10 protein-coding genes and 6 pseudogenes are annotated in these 17,237 nt (G+C 50.9%); 10 read left to right on the forward strand and 6 right to left on the reverse strand.

The window, feature by feature from the left end:
- Positions 1 to 123 precede the first annotated feature (123 nt).
- The 7 genes and pseudogenes from O3W44_RS03275 to oppF all read left to right on the forward strand — a co-directional run bounded on the left by O3W44_RS03275 (position 124) and on the right by oppF (position 8,722).
- Positions 124 to 771, forward strand: coding sequence for a YchE family NAAT transporter (locus O3W44_RS03275; RefSeq protein ID WP_269291974.1), 648 nt, complete (start codon positions 124 to 126; stop codon positions 769 to 771).
- A gap of 575 nt (positions 772 to 1,346) precedes the next feature.
- A pseudogene (locus O3W44_RS03280) lies at positions 1,347 to 2,969 on the forward strand (ABC transporter substrate-binding protein).
- Positions 2,970 to 3,128: 159 nt separating this feature from the next.
- Positions 3,129 to 4,766: pseudogene (oppA, locus tag O3W44_RS03285) on the forward strand (oligopeptide ABC transporter substrate-binding protein OppA).
- 90 nt (positions 4,767 to 4,856) lie between these two features.
- The gene (oppB, locus tag O3W44_RS03290; RefSeq protein ID WP_269291975.1) at positions 4,857 to 5,777 is read left to right on the forward strand and encodes an oligopeptide ABC transporter permease OppB; all 921 of its coding nucleotides are present in this window, start codon (positions 4,857 to 4,859) and stop codon (positions 5,775 to 5,777) included.
- 14 nt (positions 5,778 to 5,791) lie between these two features.
- Positions 5,792 to 6,699 (forward strand): annotated as a pseudogene (gene oppC / locus O3W44_RS03295) (oligopeptide ABC transporter permease OppC).
- 11 nt (positions 6,700 to 6,710) lie between these two features.
- Positions 6,711 to 7,724: an ABC transporter ATP-binding protein gene (locus O3W44_RS03300; RefSeq protein ID WP_269291976.1), complete on the forward strand. Its 1,014-nt coding sequence runs from the start codon at positions 6,711 to 6,713 to the stop codon at positions 7,722 to 7,724.
- On the forward strand, positions 7,721 to 8,722 hold the full coding sequence (gene oppF, locus O3W44_RS03305; RefSeq protein ID WP_269291977.1) for a murein tripeptide/oligopeptide ABC transporter ATP binding protein OppF: 1,002 nt from the start codon (positions 7,721 to 7,723) through the stop codon (positions 8,720 to 8,722). The genes O3W44_RS03300 and oppF overlap by 4 nt, the downstream gene beginning before the upstream one ends.
- Positions 8,723 to 8,767: 45 nt before the next feature.
- On the opposite strand, the gene O3W44_RS03310 is transcribed toward oppF, so the two are convergent.
- Entirely contained in the window at positions 8,768 to 9,091 is a 324-nt protein-coding gene (locus tag O3W44_RS03310; RefSeq protein WP_084878476.1) for an HI1450 family dsDNA-mimic protein, read from the reverse strand.
- Positions 9,092 to 9,136: 45 nt separating this feature from the next.
- Positions 9,137 to 10,597, reverse strand: coding sequence for a cardiolipin synthase (gene cls / locus O3W44_RS03315; protein WP_269291978.1), 1,461 nt, complete (start codon positions 10,595 to 10,597; stop codon positions 9,137 to 9,139).
- Between the two features lie 162 nt (positions 10,598 to 10,759).
- Between cls and O3W44_RS03320 the strand changes: the two genes are divergently transcribed.
- A complete protein-coding gene (locus O3W44_RS03320; protein ID WP_269291979.1) occupies positions 10,760 to 10,933 on the forward strand; it encodes a YciY family protein in 174 nt (57 codons plus the stop codon).
- Positions 10,934 to 11,576: 643 nt separating this feature from the next.
- A pseudogene (locus O3W44_RS03325) lies at positions 11,577 to 11,649 on the forward strand.
- Between the two features lie 568 nt (positions 11,650 to 12,217).
- Here O3W44_RS03325 and O3W44_RS03330 read toward each other — a convergent pair.
- On the reverse strand, positions 12,218 to 12,391 hold the full coding sequence (locus O3W44_RS03330) for a hypothetical protein (protein ID WP_269291980.1): 174 nt from the start codon (positions 12,389 to 12,391) through the stop codon (positions 12,218 to 12,220).
- A gap of 70 nt (positions 12,392 to 12,461) precedes the next feature.
- A complete protein-coding gene (locus O3W44_RS03335; RefSeq protein ID WP_269291981.1) occupies positions 12,462 to 12,758 on the reverse strand; it encodes a YciI family protein in 297 nt (98 codons plus the stop codon).
- A gap of 201 nt (positions 12,759 to 12,959) precedes the next feature.
- Between O3W44_RS03335 and tonB the strand changes: the two genes are divergently transcribed.
- A complete protein-coding gene (tonB, locus tag O3W44_RS03340; protein WP_269291982.1) occupies positions 12,960 to 13,721 on the forward strand; it encodes a TonB system transport protein TonB in 762 nt (253 codons plus the stop codon).
- A gap of 60 nt (positions 13,722 to 13,781) precedes the next feature.
- On the opposite strand, the pseudogene araA reads toward tonB, so the two are convergent.
- Positions 13,782 to 15,281, reverse strand: a pseudogene (gene araA / locus O3W44_RS03345) (L-arabinose isomerase).
- Between the two features lie 11 nt (positions 15,282 to 15,292).
- Positions 15,293 to 16,971 (reverse strand): annotated as a pseudogene (locus tag O3W44_RS03350) (ribulokinase).
- Positions 16,972 to 17,237: the final 266 nt, after the last annotated feature.

The following is a 17,237-nucleotide window of genomic DNA, read 5'->3' on the forward strand; positions in this document are numbered from 1 at the left end:
GTCTGGACAAAGCATCTGACGATTAGGCAAAAAAGTAGCATAAATACCTGATTTGTATGCTGGCGCGGTGGGGCGTTTTGTCTTACATTAAGCGCGATTTTTCACCCTGGGATGGAGTTCGACGTGAATCCTGCGCTTTTAGATTTATCAGGCTATATAAAATTTTTCGTGGGTCTGTTTGCGCTGGTTAATCCGGTGGGCATTATTCCCGTATTTATCAGTATGACCCGTTATCAGGCAGTGGCTGAACGTAATAAAACGAACCTTACAGCTAACCTGGCCGTGGCCATTATATTGTGGACATCGCTGTTTCTTGGCGACGCTATCTTGCATCTCTTCGGCATCTCCATTGACTCCTTCCGCATTGCGGGTGGCATTTTGGTCGTGACAATCGCGATGTCGATGATCAGCGGCAAGCTCGGTGAAGATAAGCAAAACAAACAAGAAAAGAGTGAAACAGCCATCCGTGAAAGTATTGGCGTTGTGCCACTGGCGTTACCCCTTATGGCGGGGCCGGGCGCAATCAGCTCAACGATTGTCTGGAGTACGCGTTATCACAGTTGGGTTAACTTATTCTGCTTCAGTCTTGCGGTGGCTATCTTCGCGTTTTGCTGTTGGTTACTGTTTCGTGCCGCTCCGCTGATGGTGCGCGTGTTAGGACAAACCGGAATCAATGTTATTACCCGCATCATGGGATTGTTGTTGATGGCTTTAGGGATTGAATTTGTGGTCACGGGTATGAAAGCTCTTTTTCCAGGGTTAGTCACATAATTGATTCACTTATTTTTCTTCCTGAAATAAAAAACCGCGTCTTAATGGTGCATTTCTGGCCTTTGTTGCACCATTAAGATGCAATTATTCATTCCTCTTACTATCTCTCCTTAATTATCACAATTATTACTTTCTAAATCTTATTTCACTTATTGGTGTGATAATTATCACATGATAATCTTCTGCAAAATGCTTTGATGGCATTGCTTAACATCAGAAAGCAGCATTAAACTCCTGTTTCATGTCGCGATTTTGTTAAATAGCGTGATATCGACGTAAACATGTGCGTCAGAGTAATTTTGTGGTAATTAACAGGGTGTTAATAGTTAAATATATTAAATTACAACGCGTTAGCTAATTTTTAGTATAAAAATTAACACTTCCTCCAGGCTAAATCTCGTGATAAAAGAGAAATAGCTAACATTTTTGTTATTTTGCTTTGGCGCTTGCTGATTGCTTCTGCTAATTTCGGCGCAGTCGAAAAAAATGCCCGTTTGCAAAAAATGAGAACGATTTTTGCTTATAGCACTATCGGGATGCTGAATTAAGGTTGGCGCTTTCGAATGATGTGGATAATGAATACGCAAAAAAATGTGTCACTGTGTGCATTCAGTATGATGGTGGCAGTTTCCCCGACTTACGCAGCAACAATTCCAGACGGAACGGTATTAGCCGCTAATCAGCAGATAGTGATTAACAACGGCAGTGAAGTCGCGTCACTTGATCCGCATAAAATCGAAGGCGTTCCTGAATCAAATATAATTCTCAATCTGCTGGATGGGTTGGTGAATACCGATAACCGCGGTAACGTTGTGCCCGGCGTGGCGCAAGCATGGCAAGACCGACAGGGAAAAATATGGTTATTTACGCTGCGCGATAACGCGAAATGGAGCAATGGCCAGCCGGTGACGGCGCAAGATTTTGTTTATAGCTGGCGTCGTCTGGCGGATCCTAAAACGGCTTCGCCTTATGCCAGCTATCTGCAGGCCACGCATATAGCAAATATCGATGCGATTCTTGACGGCACGCTGCCTGCGGATCAACTTGGCATCAAAGCACTTGATGACCGCCACCTGCAAGTCACGCTCAGTGAGCCTGTACCCTATTTGGTTTCGATGTTGACAAACAGCGCGCTTAAACCGGTTTATGCACCGGTCATTGAAAAATGGGGCGACGCCTGGACCCGGCCTGGCCATTACGTAGGCAATGGCGCTTATCAGTTAAGCGACTGGACAGTTAATGAGAAAATCGTGCTGCAGCGTAACCCGCACTACTGGGATAATGCCCACACGGTAATTGAACAGGGCACCTTCTTACCGATAGCGTCAGAAAACAGTGATATCAATCGCTACCGCAGCGGCGGTCTTGATATGACCAACAGTGCTGTGCCGCCAGAAATGTTTAACCGGCTGCGTTCGGAATTAGGCGAGCAGGTTAAAGTCAATCCGCTGCTTTGCACCTTCTATTACGAAATAAACAATAAAAAACGCCATTCAACGACGTACGAGTGCGTAGCGCGATTAAGCTGACCCTGGATCGTGACATTATTGCCAACAAGGTTATGGGGCAAGGCCAAATTCCGGCGTATAGCTTAACGCCGCCGTTCACCGCAAATGTGAAATTAACGCCGCCGGCCTGGTTCAGCTGGACGCAACAGCAGCGTAATGAAGAGGCCAAAAAATTGCTGGCGCAAGCTGGCTATAACGAGAAAAATCCGCTGCGCTTTACGTTGCTGTACAACACGTCCGATCAAAATAAAAAACAGGCCATTGCCGCAGCTTCAATGTGGCAAAAAAATCTTGGCGCACAGGTAAGCCTACAAAATCAGGAGTGGAAAACGCTGCTGGAAACGCGCCATCAGGCGCACTATGACGTGGTTCGTGCAACCTGGTGCGCTGACTATAACGATCCCTCTTCCTTCCTGAATATGTTGCTCAGCCATGCCTCCATGAATACTGCTTTTTTACAGCAGTGGCGCGTTTGATCGTCTGATGACTCAAACACTCAGTGCCGGGAGTGCCAGCGCACGCGCTGAGCTGTACCAGCACGCTGAAACACAGCTCGACATAGACGCTGCCATTGTGCCAGTTTACTACCGCGTCAGTGTGCGGCTGGTGAAGCCCTGGGTGGGCGGTTTTACCGGGCACGATCCGCAAGACATGACAGACCTGAAATATTATTACATTAAAAAACATTAAGTTGTGAGCTTACCCGACGAGACAGCCGGGAAGCTGGCGACTGTGCAGACCATCATTCGGGGTCGATTAAATCCTCAGGTGCTCACGCCGGGGATCCCGGAAACGGGGGACGCCGGAACGGCAATGTTCCGGTGACAATAAAAAAACTGGAGTGTAACAATGAACAACATCACGAAAAAAGCCTGATCGCTGCTGGCGTATTTGCAGCGATGAGTGCACTGGCAGGGAACGCCGTTCTGGCCGCTACAGTGCCAGCAGGGGTTGAACTGGCGGCTAAGCAAGAACTGATTAGAGGCAACGGCGATGAAGTCCAGTCGCTGGATCCGCACAAAATCGAAGGCGTACCGGAAGATAACGTGGCCCGCGATCTTTACGAAGGCCTGCTGGTGAGCGACAGCGATGGACATCCTGTGCCTGGCGTCGCCGAGCGTTGGGAAAATAAAGATTTCAAAGTCTGGACGTTCCACTTACGTCAAAACGCGAAATGGTCAAACGGCGAACCTGTAACGGCACAGGATTTTGTCTATAGCTGGCAGCGTCTGGTTGATCCAAAAACGGCTTCCCCTTACGCCAGCTATCCGCAATATGGTCACATTATGAATGTTGATGACATCATTGCCGGTAAGAAAAAACCGCTGAACTGGGCGTAAAAGCCATTGACGATCATACATTAGAAGTGACCCTCAGCGAGCCAGTTCCTTATTTCGATAAGCTTCTCATCAACTCTGTTATGTCACCGGTTTATAAGCCAGCCATTGAAAAATTTGGTGATCAGTGGACTCAGCCCCAAAACTGGGTGGGTAACGGTGCTTTTAAACTGGAAGCGCACGTCATTAACGAGCGCATTACGCTGGTGCGGAACCCACAATACTGGGATAACGCTCACACGATCTTAAATAAAGTGACCTTCCTGCCAATCAATTCAGAAGTCAGTGACGTAAACCGCTACTTCTCAGAACACGGCAGTGATATGACTTACAACAACATGCCCATTGAGCTGTTCAAAAAGCTGCAGCGCGATAACGGCAAAGAGCTGCATGTTGATCCGTACCTGTGCACTTACTACTACGAAATTAATAACCAAAAGCGCCGTTTACCGATCCCCGCGTTCGTGCCGCACTGAAGCTGGGCCTTGACCGCGATATCATGGTGAATAAAGTGCTGGCGCAGGGTCAGATGCCAGCCTATAGCTTCACGCCGCCTTCAACGGATGGTATGGATATTCTGCCACCAGACTGGTTCAAGTGGTCGCAGGAAAAACGTAATGCAGAAGCGAAAAAACTGTTGGCTGAAGCGGGTTATACCGCAGAGAAGCCGCTAACGTTTAATCTGCTGTATAACACCTCCGATCTGCATAAAAAACTGGCGATCGCGGCTTCTTCTATCTGGAAGAAAAATATTGGTGTGAACATCAAGTTAGAAAATCAGGAGTGGAAAACCTTTTTGGATACGCGCCATCAGGGCAACTATGATGTTTCGCGTGCAGCCTGGTGTGCTGATTACAATGAGCCAACCTCTTTCCTGAACATTATGCTCTCGGACAGCAGCAGTAACACCACACACTATAAGAGTGCAGAATTCGACAAAGTGATCCACGACGCGATTAAAGCAGCAGACGCGAAAGACCGTGCCGTGGATTACCAGAAAGCCGAGCAGATTCTGGATAAAGACAGCGCCATCGTGCCGGTTTATTACTACGTGAATGCCCGTCTGGTGAAACCTTACGTTGGTGGTTATACCGGTAAAGATCCGCTGGATAAGACCCTGGATAAAAACTTCTACATTATTAAGCACTAATAGCACACAGGCTATCGACAGCGGCGGCGTGTATCGCGCCGCCTTTTCGTTTTTCTTCTTGTTGTGAGCAACAGCCTGATAGGTACGGCAATGTTAAAATTCATTCTGCGTCGATTGTTGGAATCGATCCCGACGCTATTCGTCCTGATCACCATCTCCTTTTTCATGATGCGTCTGGCACCCGGCAGTCCGTTTAGCGGCGAACGCACCTTATCACCGGAAGTCATGGCCAATATTGAGGCGAAGTATCATCTCAATGACCCGATCGGCAAGCAGTACCTTGATTATTTGGTGCAGCTGGGACATGGCGATTTTGGTCCGTCGTTTAAATACAAAGATTACTCGGTGAATTATCTGGTGGGGCATGCCTTTCCGGTATCAGCCAAACTCGGATTAGCGGCATTTTTTCTGGCTGTGGTGCTGGGTGTGACGGCGGGTGTTATCGCCGCACTGAAGCAGAATAGCTTATGGGATTACGCCGTGATGGGGGTGGCAATGACCGGCGTCGTCATACCCAGTTTTGTGGTCGCGCCGCTGCTGGTGTTGATCTTTGCCATTAGCCTGAAATGGTTGCCGGGCGGCGGCTGGAACAACGGTCAATGGAACTATATGCTGCTGCCAATGGTGGCGCTGTCGCTGGCTTATATTGCCAGCATCGCCCGTATCATGCGCGGCTCAATGATTGAAGTGATGCATTCCAACTTCATCCGTACTGCGCGCGCCAAAGGATTACCGCTGCGCCGCATCGTGCTGCGTCATGCGCTGAAACCTGCGCTGCTGCCCGTGATCTCCTATATGGGACCGGCGTTTGTCGGCATTATCACCGGTTCAATGGTCATCGAGTCGATTTACGGTTTGCCGGGCATCGGTCAGCTTTTCGTTAATGGTGCCTTAAACCGCGATTATTCGCTGGTAATGAGCCTGACGATTCTGGTCGGCGTGTTAACCATTATTTTCAATGCGATAGTTGATGTGCTGTACGCCGTCATCGATCCGAAAATTCGCTACTGATTCGGGAGTTCGCCATGATATTGAGTAAGAAAAATAGCGAAGCTCTTGATGCATTCAGCGAAAAGCTGGAGGTAGAAGGGCGCAGCCTGTGGCAGGATGCGCGTCGCCGTTTTATTCATAACCGCGCAGCACTGATCAGCCTGATGATCCTGCTGGTCATTACCGCCTTTGTGATTATAGCCCCTATGCTGTCGCAATTTACCTACGATGATACTGACTGGGCGATGATGTCGGCCGCGCCAGACACCACTTCCGGTCACTGGTTTGGCACTGATTCATCGGGACGCGATTTGCTGGTGCGTGTTGCCATTGGCGGGCGCATTTCCCTGATGGTGGGCATCGCTTCGGCGCTCATCGCCGTGCTGGTTGGCACGCTGTACGGATCCGTTGCTGGCTATATGGGGGAAAAACAGACTCGGTGATGATGCGTATCCTGGAAATTCTTAACTCTTTTCCGTTTATGTTCTTCGTTATCCTGCTGGTGACCTTTTTTGGCCGTAATATTCTGTTGATTTTTGCTGCTATTGGTATGGTGTCGTGGCTGGATATGGCACGTATCGTGCGCGGGCAGACGCTTGGGCTAAAACGTAAAGAGTTCATTGAAGCTGCGCACGTTGGCGGTGTCTCAACCTTTAAGATTGTATTACGCCACATCGTGCCCAATGTGCTCGGCGTGGTGGTGGTTTATGCCTCGCTGCTGGTGCCCAGTATGATCCTGTTTGAATCGTTCCTGAGCTTTTTAGGGCTGGGAACCCAGGAGCCGTTAAGCAGTTGGGGCGCGTTACTCAGTGATGGTGCCAACTCAATGGAAGTCTCGCCCTGGCTGCTGCTGTTCCCGGCGGGATTCCTGGTCGTCACGCTGTTTTGTTTTAACTTTATCGGCGATGGCTTGCGTGATGCCCTCGACCCGAAAGATCGTTAAGGAGTTTCCCGATGACTATTCATGAATTCCAGCCAGCAATGGCTGCCCGTGCGGGAAACGAACTGCTGTTAGAGGTAAAAGATTTGCGTGTGACTTTCGGCACGCATGATGGCGACGTAACGGCTGTTAACGACCTTAACTTTTCACTGCGTGCAGGCGAAACGTTAGGAATTGTTGGCGAATCGGGTTCGGGTAAATCTCAAACGGCCTTTGCTCTGATGGGATTGCTGGCAAAAAATGGCCGCATTGGTGGATCAGCCTTATTCAACGGCAAAGAGATCCTTAATTTGCCTGAAAAGCAGTTAAATAAGCTGCGTGCCGAGCAGGTTGCCATGATCTTTCAGGACCCAATGACGTCGCTTAACCCTTATATGCGCGTCGGCGAACAGCTTATGGAAGTGCTCAAGCTGCATAAAGGCATGAGCAAAGCGCAGGCATTTGAAGAGTCGGTACGTATGCTGGATGCGGTAAAAATGCCTGAAGCGCGCAAGCGCATGAAGATGTATCCGCATGAGTTTTCTGGCGGGATGCGTCAGCGCGTCATGATTGCGATGGCTCTGCTGTGTCGGCCAAAGTTACTGATCGCCGATGAGCCGACCACGGCGCTGGATGTCACCGTACAGGCGCAGATCATGACGCTGCTTAACGATCTGAAGCGTGAATTTAATACTGCGATTATCATGATTACGCACGACCTCGGCGTTGTGGCGGGCATCTGCGACAAAGTGCTGGTGATGTATGCTGGCCGCACCATGGAGTATGGCCGCGCGCGCGATGTTTTTTATCAGCCAGCGCATCCCTATTCGATTGGCCTGCTGAATGCCGTGCCTCGCCTGGACGCAGAAGGGGAAAGCCTGACGACAATTCCGGGCAATCCGCCAAATCTGCTGCGTCTGCCGCAAGGCTGTCCGTTCCAGCCGCGTTGTCCGCATGCCATGGATATCTGCGCCAAATCGCCGCCGCTGTTGCCTTTTGCGGAAGGCCGGTTGCGTGCCTGCTTTAAGCCGGTGGAGGAATTAGTATGAACGCCGTAGCTGAAAAAAAAGTATTACTGGAAATCGCCGACCTGAAAGTGCATTTCGCGATTAAAGATGGCAAGCAGTGGTTCTGGCAACCGCCAAAATCACTCAAAGCGGTGGATGGTGTCAGCTTACGGCTGTACGAAGGTGAAACGCTGGGTGTTGTAGGCGAATCAGGCTGTGGTAAATCAACGCTGGCACGCGCGATTATCGGTCTTGTTAAAGCCACCGATGGCCGTGTCGCCTGGTTAGGTCGTGATTTGCTGGGGCAAAGCGAAGAAGAATGGCGTAAGGCGCGCAGCGATATTCAGATGATTTTTCAGGATCCGCTGGCGTCGTTGAATCCCCGTATGACCATCGGCGATATCATTGCGGAACCGCTACGCACCTATCATCCAAAAATGGCGCGTCAGGAGGTAAAAGAGCGCGTTAAAAATATGATGATGAAGGTGGGCCTGCTGCCGAATCTGATTAACCGCTATCCCCACGAGTTTTCAGGCGGTCAGTGCCAGCGTATCGGGATTGCCAGGGCGTTAATCCTTGAACCTAAACTGATCATTTGTGATGAACCGGTCTCGGCGCTGGATGTGTCAATTCAGGCGCAGGTGGTGAATCTGCTGCAACAACTGCAACGCGAGATGGGATTATCACTGATCTTTATCGCGCATGATTTAGCCGTGGTAAAACACATTTCCGATCGCGTGCTGGTGATGTATCTCGGTCATGCGGTTGAGTTGGGCACTTACGATGAGGTTTACAGCAACCCGCAACATCCCTATACCAAAGCGTTAATGTCGGCTGTGCCTGTTCCCGATCCGGACCTGGAAAAGAACAAACAGATCCAGCTGTTGGAAGGGGAATTGCCGTCGCCAATTAATCCACCTTCAGGCTGTGTTTTCCGTACCCGTTGCCCCATTGCCGGGCCGGAGTGTGCGAAAACCCGCCCGCTGCTGGAAGGCAGTTTCCGCCATGCGGTTTCCTGCTTAAAAGTCGATCCGCTCTAAAACAAAACGCCGGGCATCAGCCCGGCGTTTATTGATACCTGACGCTTACTCACGCCACAAGATATGACACAGCTTGTGATCTTTTTCACGACACAACAGCACGCGCGCAAATACGTCAGTAATCGGTTCGCCGTCTGCTTCACCTAAACCAATCACCACTTCGGAGAAAAAGTCAGGATTAAGATCGAAATCCACATGCTCCTGCCAGTCTTCAGAAGGATCGAACAACTCCGCGCCACCACGCTCTTCGAACTGCAAATTGAAAAGAATGATATCCGCCGGATCGAGGTTATCGCCAGCGAGCTCAAGAAAAATATCGTAAGCCTGTTCCAGCGTTTCGTCTTCGGTAAGGCGATTATTTAAATCCATGATCTGTCCTGTTTGCCCAAGGGCTGTTACGCAATTTCGCTCGTTTTACAGTAAAGGGCTAAAGAAGTAAAACAGTCGTTCAACGATACGTTGCCACCAGGCACGTTTGGCCCACCGTTTGCCGTCCAGCAGGCGGGAACGGGCAATATAATCATCCTGCACACAGGCAAGATCGCTGCCAAAACCTGCGTCATCGACCACTAGCGTGATTTCGAAGTTAAGCCATAAGCTGCGCATATCCAGATTCACCGTGCCAACCAGGCTGAGTTGACCATCTACCAGCACACTTTTGGTATGAAGCAGGCCATCTTCGAACTGATAAATTTTAACCCCGGCATCCAGCAGCTCACTGAAAAACGCACGACTCGCCCAGCCAACCAGCAGCGAATCGTTGTGGCGCGGTACGATAATGCTAACATTTACGCCGCGTAAAGCTGCGGTACAGATCGCATGGAGCAAATCGTCGCTCGGCACGAAGTAGGGTGTGGTCATAATTAACTGTTCACGCGCGGAATAGACCGCAGTAAGCAGCGCCTGATGGATCATATCTTCGGGAAAGCCGGGGCCAGAGGCGATGACCTGCACGGTGTGGCCGCTTTCCTGTTCAAACGGCATAATATTGCGATCGGGCGGCGGAGGCAGGATGCGCTTGCCGGTTTCGATTTCCCAGTCACAGCTGAAGACAATGCCCATCGCGGTCGCAACCGGACCTTCCATACGCGCCATCAAATCGATCCACTGACCGACGCCAGCGTTTTGTTTGAAGAAGCGCGGATCGACTAAATTCATGCTGCCCGTATAGGCAATGTAGTTATCAATCAGCACCACTTTACGGTGCTGACGTAAATCCATACGGCGCAAAAATACACGTAGCAGGCTGACCTGCAAGGCTTCAACCACGTCTATGCCAGCATTGCGCATCATGCTGGCCCACGGGCTACGGAAGAAGGTGACGCTGCCTGCTGAATCCAGCATCAGGCGGCAATGCACGCCACGGCGCGACGCAGCCATTAACGACTCAGCCACTTCATCCGCTAAGCCGCCGGGATGCCAGATATAAAACACCATCTCGATATTGTGTCGCGCAAGCTGTATATCGCGAATAAGGGCCTGCATCACGTCGTCAGAACTGGTTAACAGCTGTAGCTGATTCCCTTTCACGCCAGCGATGCCTTGACGGTTGTGGCATAGCTGAAAAAGGGAGCGTGCAACATCGCTGTGTTCAGTGGCGAATATTTCACGGCACTGCTTTAAATCATTGAGCCAGCGGGCAGTAGAAGGCCACATGGTGCGCGCCCGTTCAGCACGGCGTTTGCCCAGGTGCAGTTCACCAAACGAGAGATACGCGATAATGCCAACCAGCGGCAGAATATAAATAATCAACAGCCATGCCATTGCGGAGGTAACAGCACGACGCTTCATCAGTATTCGCAGCGTGACACCAGCAATAAGTAGCCAGTAGCCAAACAGCAACAACCAACTGATAAGCGTGTAAAAAGTGGTCATTAAGTGGACATCCGGTTCGCGCTTTGGTCTGGGAAGTTTACGTGCAGATGAAAGCTAACGAAACCCTTAATCGTTGTTGCTTATCGATAAGAGATCCGATTTGGCATTCGTATGAAGATCTCTATAATGCGTCCGCGTGATAACGATGTCAGAGAGGAAGCAATGAGACGAAGCAGAAATGAAGTGGCTCGCTGGAGAATGTTACGACAGGTTCAACGCCGTCGCTCACGTTGGCTGGAAGGGCAATCACGACGCTATAAACGCATCCACGGCATTCGTCATCAGCTGGCGCAGCAGCAGCGTCGCTCTATCTTGTTTATCACGCAAAATATGTAATTTTTATTGAAAAGGGCTGATGTCTGGCTTTTTACCTGAAGAATACCGCGTGCAGTTAAGTAGCTGGCTAATAATAACTACAGCAGTAAATGTTAAAAGCGTTACGGCTTTTTATAAGACAATTCTTATGCCCCTTCAAGAGCTAAGCCATAACGAGTGCCGGAGATAAGCGCCGGGTGGGGCACATTTCTCTATAAAGGTCGCATCCTGGCGGCCTTTTTACGTTGTGTATACCGCCGCTTAGTTTTACCCCCGCCATAAAACCCGGCCACGGATAACGAAAGCTTTATAAGTAAAAATAGATCGAAACGATTCGCCCACTGAAATTCTGCTAATGTGCGCTCAAAACGCGAAAATGTAGCTTTAATAGCTTAAGTTAACTTATTCAACTTATAAGAGTGTTTCAGGCACATAGGAGGCGTTATGTGCTGTTTAAGATTCCGCTGTCAGGTTTGTGGTTTCCAGAGATTTGTTTTTACGCATCAATGCAGTATTAAACAAACACGCCATGGCGCAGCCTGTGCAAAATGCGGCAAAGCGGTCACGCTTGAATCTTGTTTCAATCACGCGCCCGTTAAAGTCGTGCCTGACAGCTACAAAAAATGTACAACCGAGTGACCTTAAGGTGCGCAACAGCTTTTGTACGGGCGTGGTATAACGGTATTACTGCAGCCACCAGGTTGATGATGCAGGTTCAAGTCCTGCTGCCCGTTCCATTCATTCCTTTATAACCGATCTTAAGCGGTCCGGATTAACTTCCCGATCGTGCTCCGCTGCACAGCAATTTCTGCCACATCGTTAACCTGCGCTGAAAGTGTTCAAAACCAGTTGTCGTCCGGCTTTTATTCAGTCGCCAGGGCAGTCAGCGGGGATTTTTCACTTAAGGGTGCCAAAGTTATTCGCCTGTACCTCGACTTAGTTAACAATTTTTAATCAGATCTTTCTGGGAATTCCCTGACCTAAAGGTGTATAACCAATACAACATTGCGTGGGACTTAATCACGCAAAAGGATCAAAGTTTTGTTATTAATTATTTTGTCTTTATTGGCCAGGTGAATATGTTGTCAGTAACGGATGTAACTTTCTATAAAGAAAAGGAAAAAAGAGACCGGGACGTTAAAAAGCAGGACGAAAAAAATAAGTGTTTTGAGGGATGGCTGATGAATTCTCAGCAGCGTAGTTTTCTGACGTCCCTTTTTGAAGAGCGGGAGTAAAATTTTTTCTCAACAGGCGCATGCAGTGGCATGCGCTTGTTGACAGGTGCCAGCAAGAAAAAGAAAAATTTTAATGCCCGGTCATCACTAATTTCAGATTGATCAACTGCACCGCCGCAGCCAAAACGATCAGCATCACAATAAGGTGTTTTTTGTTTTTCCAGCCATATTTACGCCAGATAAACAGTGCGGAGCCTATCAGTACGGCAATAAGTAACAACAGCCCTACAATTACGATTTGCATATCATCACGCCCAACTCAAAAAAATGGCTTCTTTACCGCAGCAAAGAAGCCATTTCTCTCTGTGACTGCCTTAAAATACGCGTTTAAACGGTTTCACCGACACGTTTTTATACACGCCTGCAGCAATATAAGGGTCATCTTCAGCCCAGGATTGCGCCTCTTCTAAAGACGGGAATTCGGCAATGACAGTTGATCCGGTAAAACCGGCCACACCGGGATCGTTACTGTCCACTGCGGGCATCGGCCCGGCAACAATCAGGCGGCCTTCTTCATGCAGCAGCTTCAGTCGCGCCAGATGAGCAGGGCGTACCGCGTTGCGTTTTTCCAGTGAATCGGCGTTATCTTCTGCATAAATGACGTAAAGCACTTGGGAACTCCCATTAATCCTTCTGAATTTTGCAACACGTTAAGTTATTGCTGATCAGAGTGCAAACGAAAGATAGAGCCAACATAACAGTGAGCATAAAGGGCTAAAAAACGCTTTTCTTTCAGCCTAATCACCGCAGTTATTGAAACTGATTGCTATTTGCATTTAAAATCGCTGCTTCACTCAATGACTGCGACTGTTATGACCACGCTGACTATGCCATTACCCAAACGCACGCCGATTTCCATGTTGCTCTCTGTTGCTTTACATGGTGCGGTCATTGCTGGAATTCTGTACGCCTCATACCATCAGGTTATTGAAGTGCCCAAAGCATCGCAGCCGATCAGTGTGACTATGGTTGCGCCAGAAGTGCAGCCAGAACCGGCCCCGGCCGTGGTACAACCTCCTGCGCCACAACCTGAGCCCCAGCCAGAACCCGAGCCTGTGCCTGAGCCGCAACCTGCACCTGAGCCGCCTAAAGCCGAGCCGGTGCCGATTCCAAAACCCGAACCGAAGCCAAAGCCGAAGCCAAAACCCAGGCCTGAGCACAAGCGTGAACAGCCTAAACGTGAGGTTAAGCCGCGTCAGGAGAGCAAACCGCAGGCCAATCCATTCCGCCAGGACGTGCCGACGACGCAAACCAAACCGACCAGCGCACCGAAAACCTCACCCGCTCAGACTCAGTCAGTTTCGAACGGTCCTAAAGCCCTTAATGTCAGCAAACCTGCCTATCCGGCTCGTGCTTTTGCCTTGCGGGTTGAAGGACGGGTGCGGGTTCAGTTTGACGTTGACAGTGATGGACGCGTTGATAATATCCGCGTTCTCTCAGCGGAGCCGCGAAATATGTTCGAGCGGGAAGTGAAGCAGGCGATGAAAAAGTGGCGTTATCAGAGCGGGCGCCCCGGACAGAACCTGACAATGAACATCGTATTTAAGATCAATGGTGGCGCGAGCATCCAGTAATGGTTCGCCAGAGGCAAACATTAACAGGCTCGCCAGCAACGCGGGGCGAGCCTGAGCAGGTTAACGCTTCATCCGGTAATAGGCTTCATTCCAGCGCAGCGCATCTTTGAATGCCGGTAACTGTGTATGCTCGTCAATCACCAGCACTTCAATATCGTTCATCTCGCCGTACAGATACATATCCTCCAGGCTCAACGCCTGACTGAATACGGTATGGTGCGCGCCGCCAGCCAGTATCCAGGCTTCTGACGCCGTTGCAAGCGAAGGCTGCGCACGCCACAGCGCCCGTGCGACCGGTAATTTCGGCAGCGGTTTTGGCTGTTCAATCGCATCTACAACGTTAACCAACAGACGGAAACGATCGCCCATATCGATCACGCTGGCGTTGATAGCGCGGCCTGCCGGAGTGGAGAAGATCATGCGCGCCGGATCGGCTTTATCACCAATGCCCAGGAACTGCACATCGATCAGCGGCTTCTCTTCGACAGCAATTGAAGGGCAGACTTCCAGCATATGCGACCCGAGCACTAAATCGTTGCCGGGGAGAAATGATAGGTGTAATCCTCCATAAACGAGGTGCCGCCGGGACGATCGCCTGCCAGCACTTTGAAAATATGCAGCAGCGCAGCCGTTTTCCAGTCACCTTCACCGGCAAAACCGTACCCTGGCCCATCAAACGCTGTACCGCCAGACCTGGCAACTGCGTCATGCCGTGTAGCGTCTGGAAATTAGTGGTAAAGGCTTTGCACCCTTCGCCATCAAGAAAACGTTTTAGCCCCAGCTCAATTCGCGCTGCGTCCAGCACGTTTTGCCGTTTCTCGCCACCGACAGCTGCAACGTCCGTAAAACGGTAGAGGCTTTCATACTCATCAATCAGTGCATTAACGTCGCCATCGCTGACGCTGTTGATGACTTCAACCAAATCACCCACGCCCCAGCCGTTAACGGCGTAGCCAAACTGTATTTGTGCCGCTACTTTATCGCCTTCGGTTACAGCGACTTCTCGCATGTTATCGCCAAAGCGCGCCACCCTGAGCTGATGACTCGCCTGCTTAGCTACCGCTGCACGCATCCAGTTGCCAATGCGCTGCTGGCTCTGCGCATCCTGCCAGTGACCGGTGACCACGCTGTGTTGCAATCCCATGCGGGCACCAATAAAGCCAAATTCGCGGCCGCCGTGCGCGGTCTGGTTCAGGTTCATGAAATCCATGTCCATGCTGTCCCAGGGATCTCTGCATTGAATTGCGTATGGAATTGCAGCAGCGGTTTGTGCAGCACGCTCAGGCCGCCAATCCACATTTTGGCGGGAGAAAAAGTGTGAAGCCAGGTGATGATGCCCACACAGTGTTGATCATGGTTCGCCTCACGGCATAGCGCCAGCGCCTCGTCCGGTGACTTGACCAACGGCTTAAGTTCCAGCCGCAGCGGCAAGCCCGCAGCCTGATTCAGTCCATCGACTACCTGCCGGGCATGCTGTTCCACCTGGCGTAAGGTTTCCGCCCCGTAGAGATGCTGAGTACCAATCACAAACCACACGCTCTGCGTGCTGTACTGTTCCATAAAACACTCCTTTACTTAGCGGAAGCCGGACGTGCGGCATAGTGAGGTTCTGCCGTCACGCACCATTGTTGATAGCGTTGATAAAGCTGTTGGTAGCGCGCCACACGCGCCGGATCGGGGTGCAGCGTGACGGCAATTGAGCTGGCCATGACACGCTGCGCATCAGGTACGCTGCGGTAAACGCCAGCGGCGACAGCAGCAAAAATGGCAGCACCGAGCGCACAGCACTCATCGGAGGCGACAATATCCAGGGGACGATTCATCACATCGCAACACGCTTGCATAATGGCGGGGATTTACGCGCAATGCCGCCCAGCGTCAGGATGTTTTCTACCGGAATTTGCTGCTGCTCAAAGCACTCCATAATGGCGCGAGCGCCAAAGGCGGTCGCCGCGATCAGCCCACCAAACAGAGCCGGGGCATCAGTGCCCAGATTCAGATCGGTGATCACACCTTTCAGCCGCTGATTGGCATTAGGCGTGCGGCGACCGTTAAACCAGTCCAGCACCACCGGCAAGTGATCAAGTTGCGGATCGGCGGCCCAGGCACGGGTCAGGTTATTAATCAGCTCTTTTTGCAGCGTCGCCAGCTGCGGTTTGAGTTCAGGATGCTGAGCCGCTGCCAGCTGTAATGGCCAGCCAAGCAGGCGGCTAAACCAGGCGTAGATGTCACCAAATGCAGATTGCCCCGCTTCGCAGCCAATCGCACCCGGCATCACGCTGCCATCCACCTGGCCGCAAATGCCTTTAATTGCGCGGTCACCTACCTGTTCAGCGTCGGCGATCAGAATGTCGCAGGTTGACGTACCGATGACCTTCACCAGCGTGTAGGGGCGCGCGCCGCCGCCAACTGCGCCCATATGGCAATCAAACGCGCCACCACTGATCGTGACCTTTTGCGTCAGGCCTAAACGCTGCATCCACTCGTCACTCAGCGTGCCAACCGGAATATCTGCGGTCCAGGTGTCATGAAACAGCGGGGAGTCGAGCTGCTCAGTCAGCAGCGGATCAAGCGCATTAAGGAAGTCAGCGCCGGGTAATCCCTGCCAGTCGCTGTGCCACAACGCTTTATGGCCGGCCGCACAGCGACTGCGGCGCAGCTCAGCGGGCGCGGTGGTGCCACTCAGCAACGCAGGTATCCAGTCACACAGTTCTACCCAGGAAACAGCAGCTTCACGTACCCTGGCATCTTCACGCGAGACGTGCAAAATCTTGGCCCAGAACCACTCTGAAGAGTAAATCCCGCCAATATAGCGGCTGTAATCAGGAAAGCGCCCGCTGTGACACAGTTGATTTATCGCTTCTGCTTCTTCTATTGCGGTGTGATCTTTCCACAGCACAAACATCGCGTTGGGGTTGTCGGCAAATTCAGGGCGCAGCGCCAGCACATTACCTTCACGATCGACAGGTGCTGGCGTCGAACCTGTGGTATCCACGCCAATGCCCACCACGGCAGCACGCTGTTCCGCACTCAGCGTATCCAGTACGCCAAGCATGGCCTGCTCCATCGCATCGATATAATCCTGCGGATGGTGACGAAAGCGGTTAGCGTGAGGATCGCTGTAAAGGCCCTGCTGCCAGCGCGGGTAACTGACCACCGCACTGTGCAACTCTTTACCGCTCTGACAATCCACCGCCAGCGCACGTACCGAATCACTGCCAAAATCCAGCCCGAGGGTGATGGCACGCATCGAAAATCTCCTGTAGTGAGTTAACCCCTCTATCGTGGAATTGATGCGCGGCGAGAGTTAGTCATCGCTGGCTGAGAATATGCACTTTCCTGTCATGCGCAGTGATTTTGTGATCAATTGCAAAAGTTAAGTTCCGGTTAAATTTGCTAAATATATGGACCATTTTGCCGTGATTTTAAGATGTGATACCGCTCTACATTTTTCTTCTTCATTCCCGCTAAAACTAGCCCAGCGTTTGGGCAGGCTTTAACCATGGTCAGTTCTAA

This window comes from Pantoea sp. LMR881 (genome assembly GCF_027157825.1).
GTDB lineage: Bacteria > Pseudomonadota > Gammaproteobacteria > Enterobacterales > Enterobacteriaceae > Pantoea > Pantoea haifensis.

Coding starts and splice junctions, on each gene's coding strand:
- O3W44_RS03320 (WP_269291979.1), top strand. CDS start 10,760: ATGAGACGAAGCAGAAATGAAGTGGCTCGCTGGAGAATGTTACGACAG.
- O3W44_RS03310 (WP_084878476.1), bottom strand. CDS start 9,091: ATGGATTTAAATAATCGCCTTACCGAAGACGAAACGCTGGAACAGGCT.
- oppB (WP_269291975.1), top strand. CDS start 4,857: ATGTTAAAATTCATTCTGCGTCGATTGTTGGAATCGATCCCGACGCTA.
- O3W44_RS03300 (WP_269291976.1), top strand. CDS start 6,711: ATGACTATTCATGAATTCCAGCCAGCAATGGCTGCCCGTGCGGGAAAC.
- tonB (WP_269291982.1), top strand. CDS start 12,960: ATGACCACGCTGACTATGCCATTACCCAAACGCACGCCGATTTCCATG.
- O3W44_RS03330 (WP_269291980.1), bottom strand. CDS start 12,391: ATGCAAATCGTAATTGTAGGGCTGTTGTTACTTATTGCCGTACTGATA.
- oppF (WP_269291977.1), top strand. CDS start 7,721: ATGAACGCCGTAGCTGAAAAAAAAGTATTACTGGAAATCGCCGACCTG.
- cls (WP_269291978.1), bottom strand. CDS start 10,597: ATGACCACTTTTTACACGCTTATCAGTTGGTTGTTGCTGTTTGGCTAC.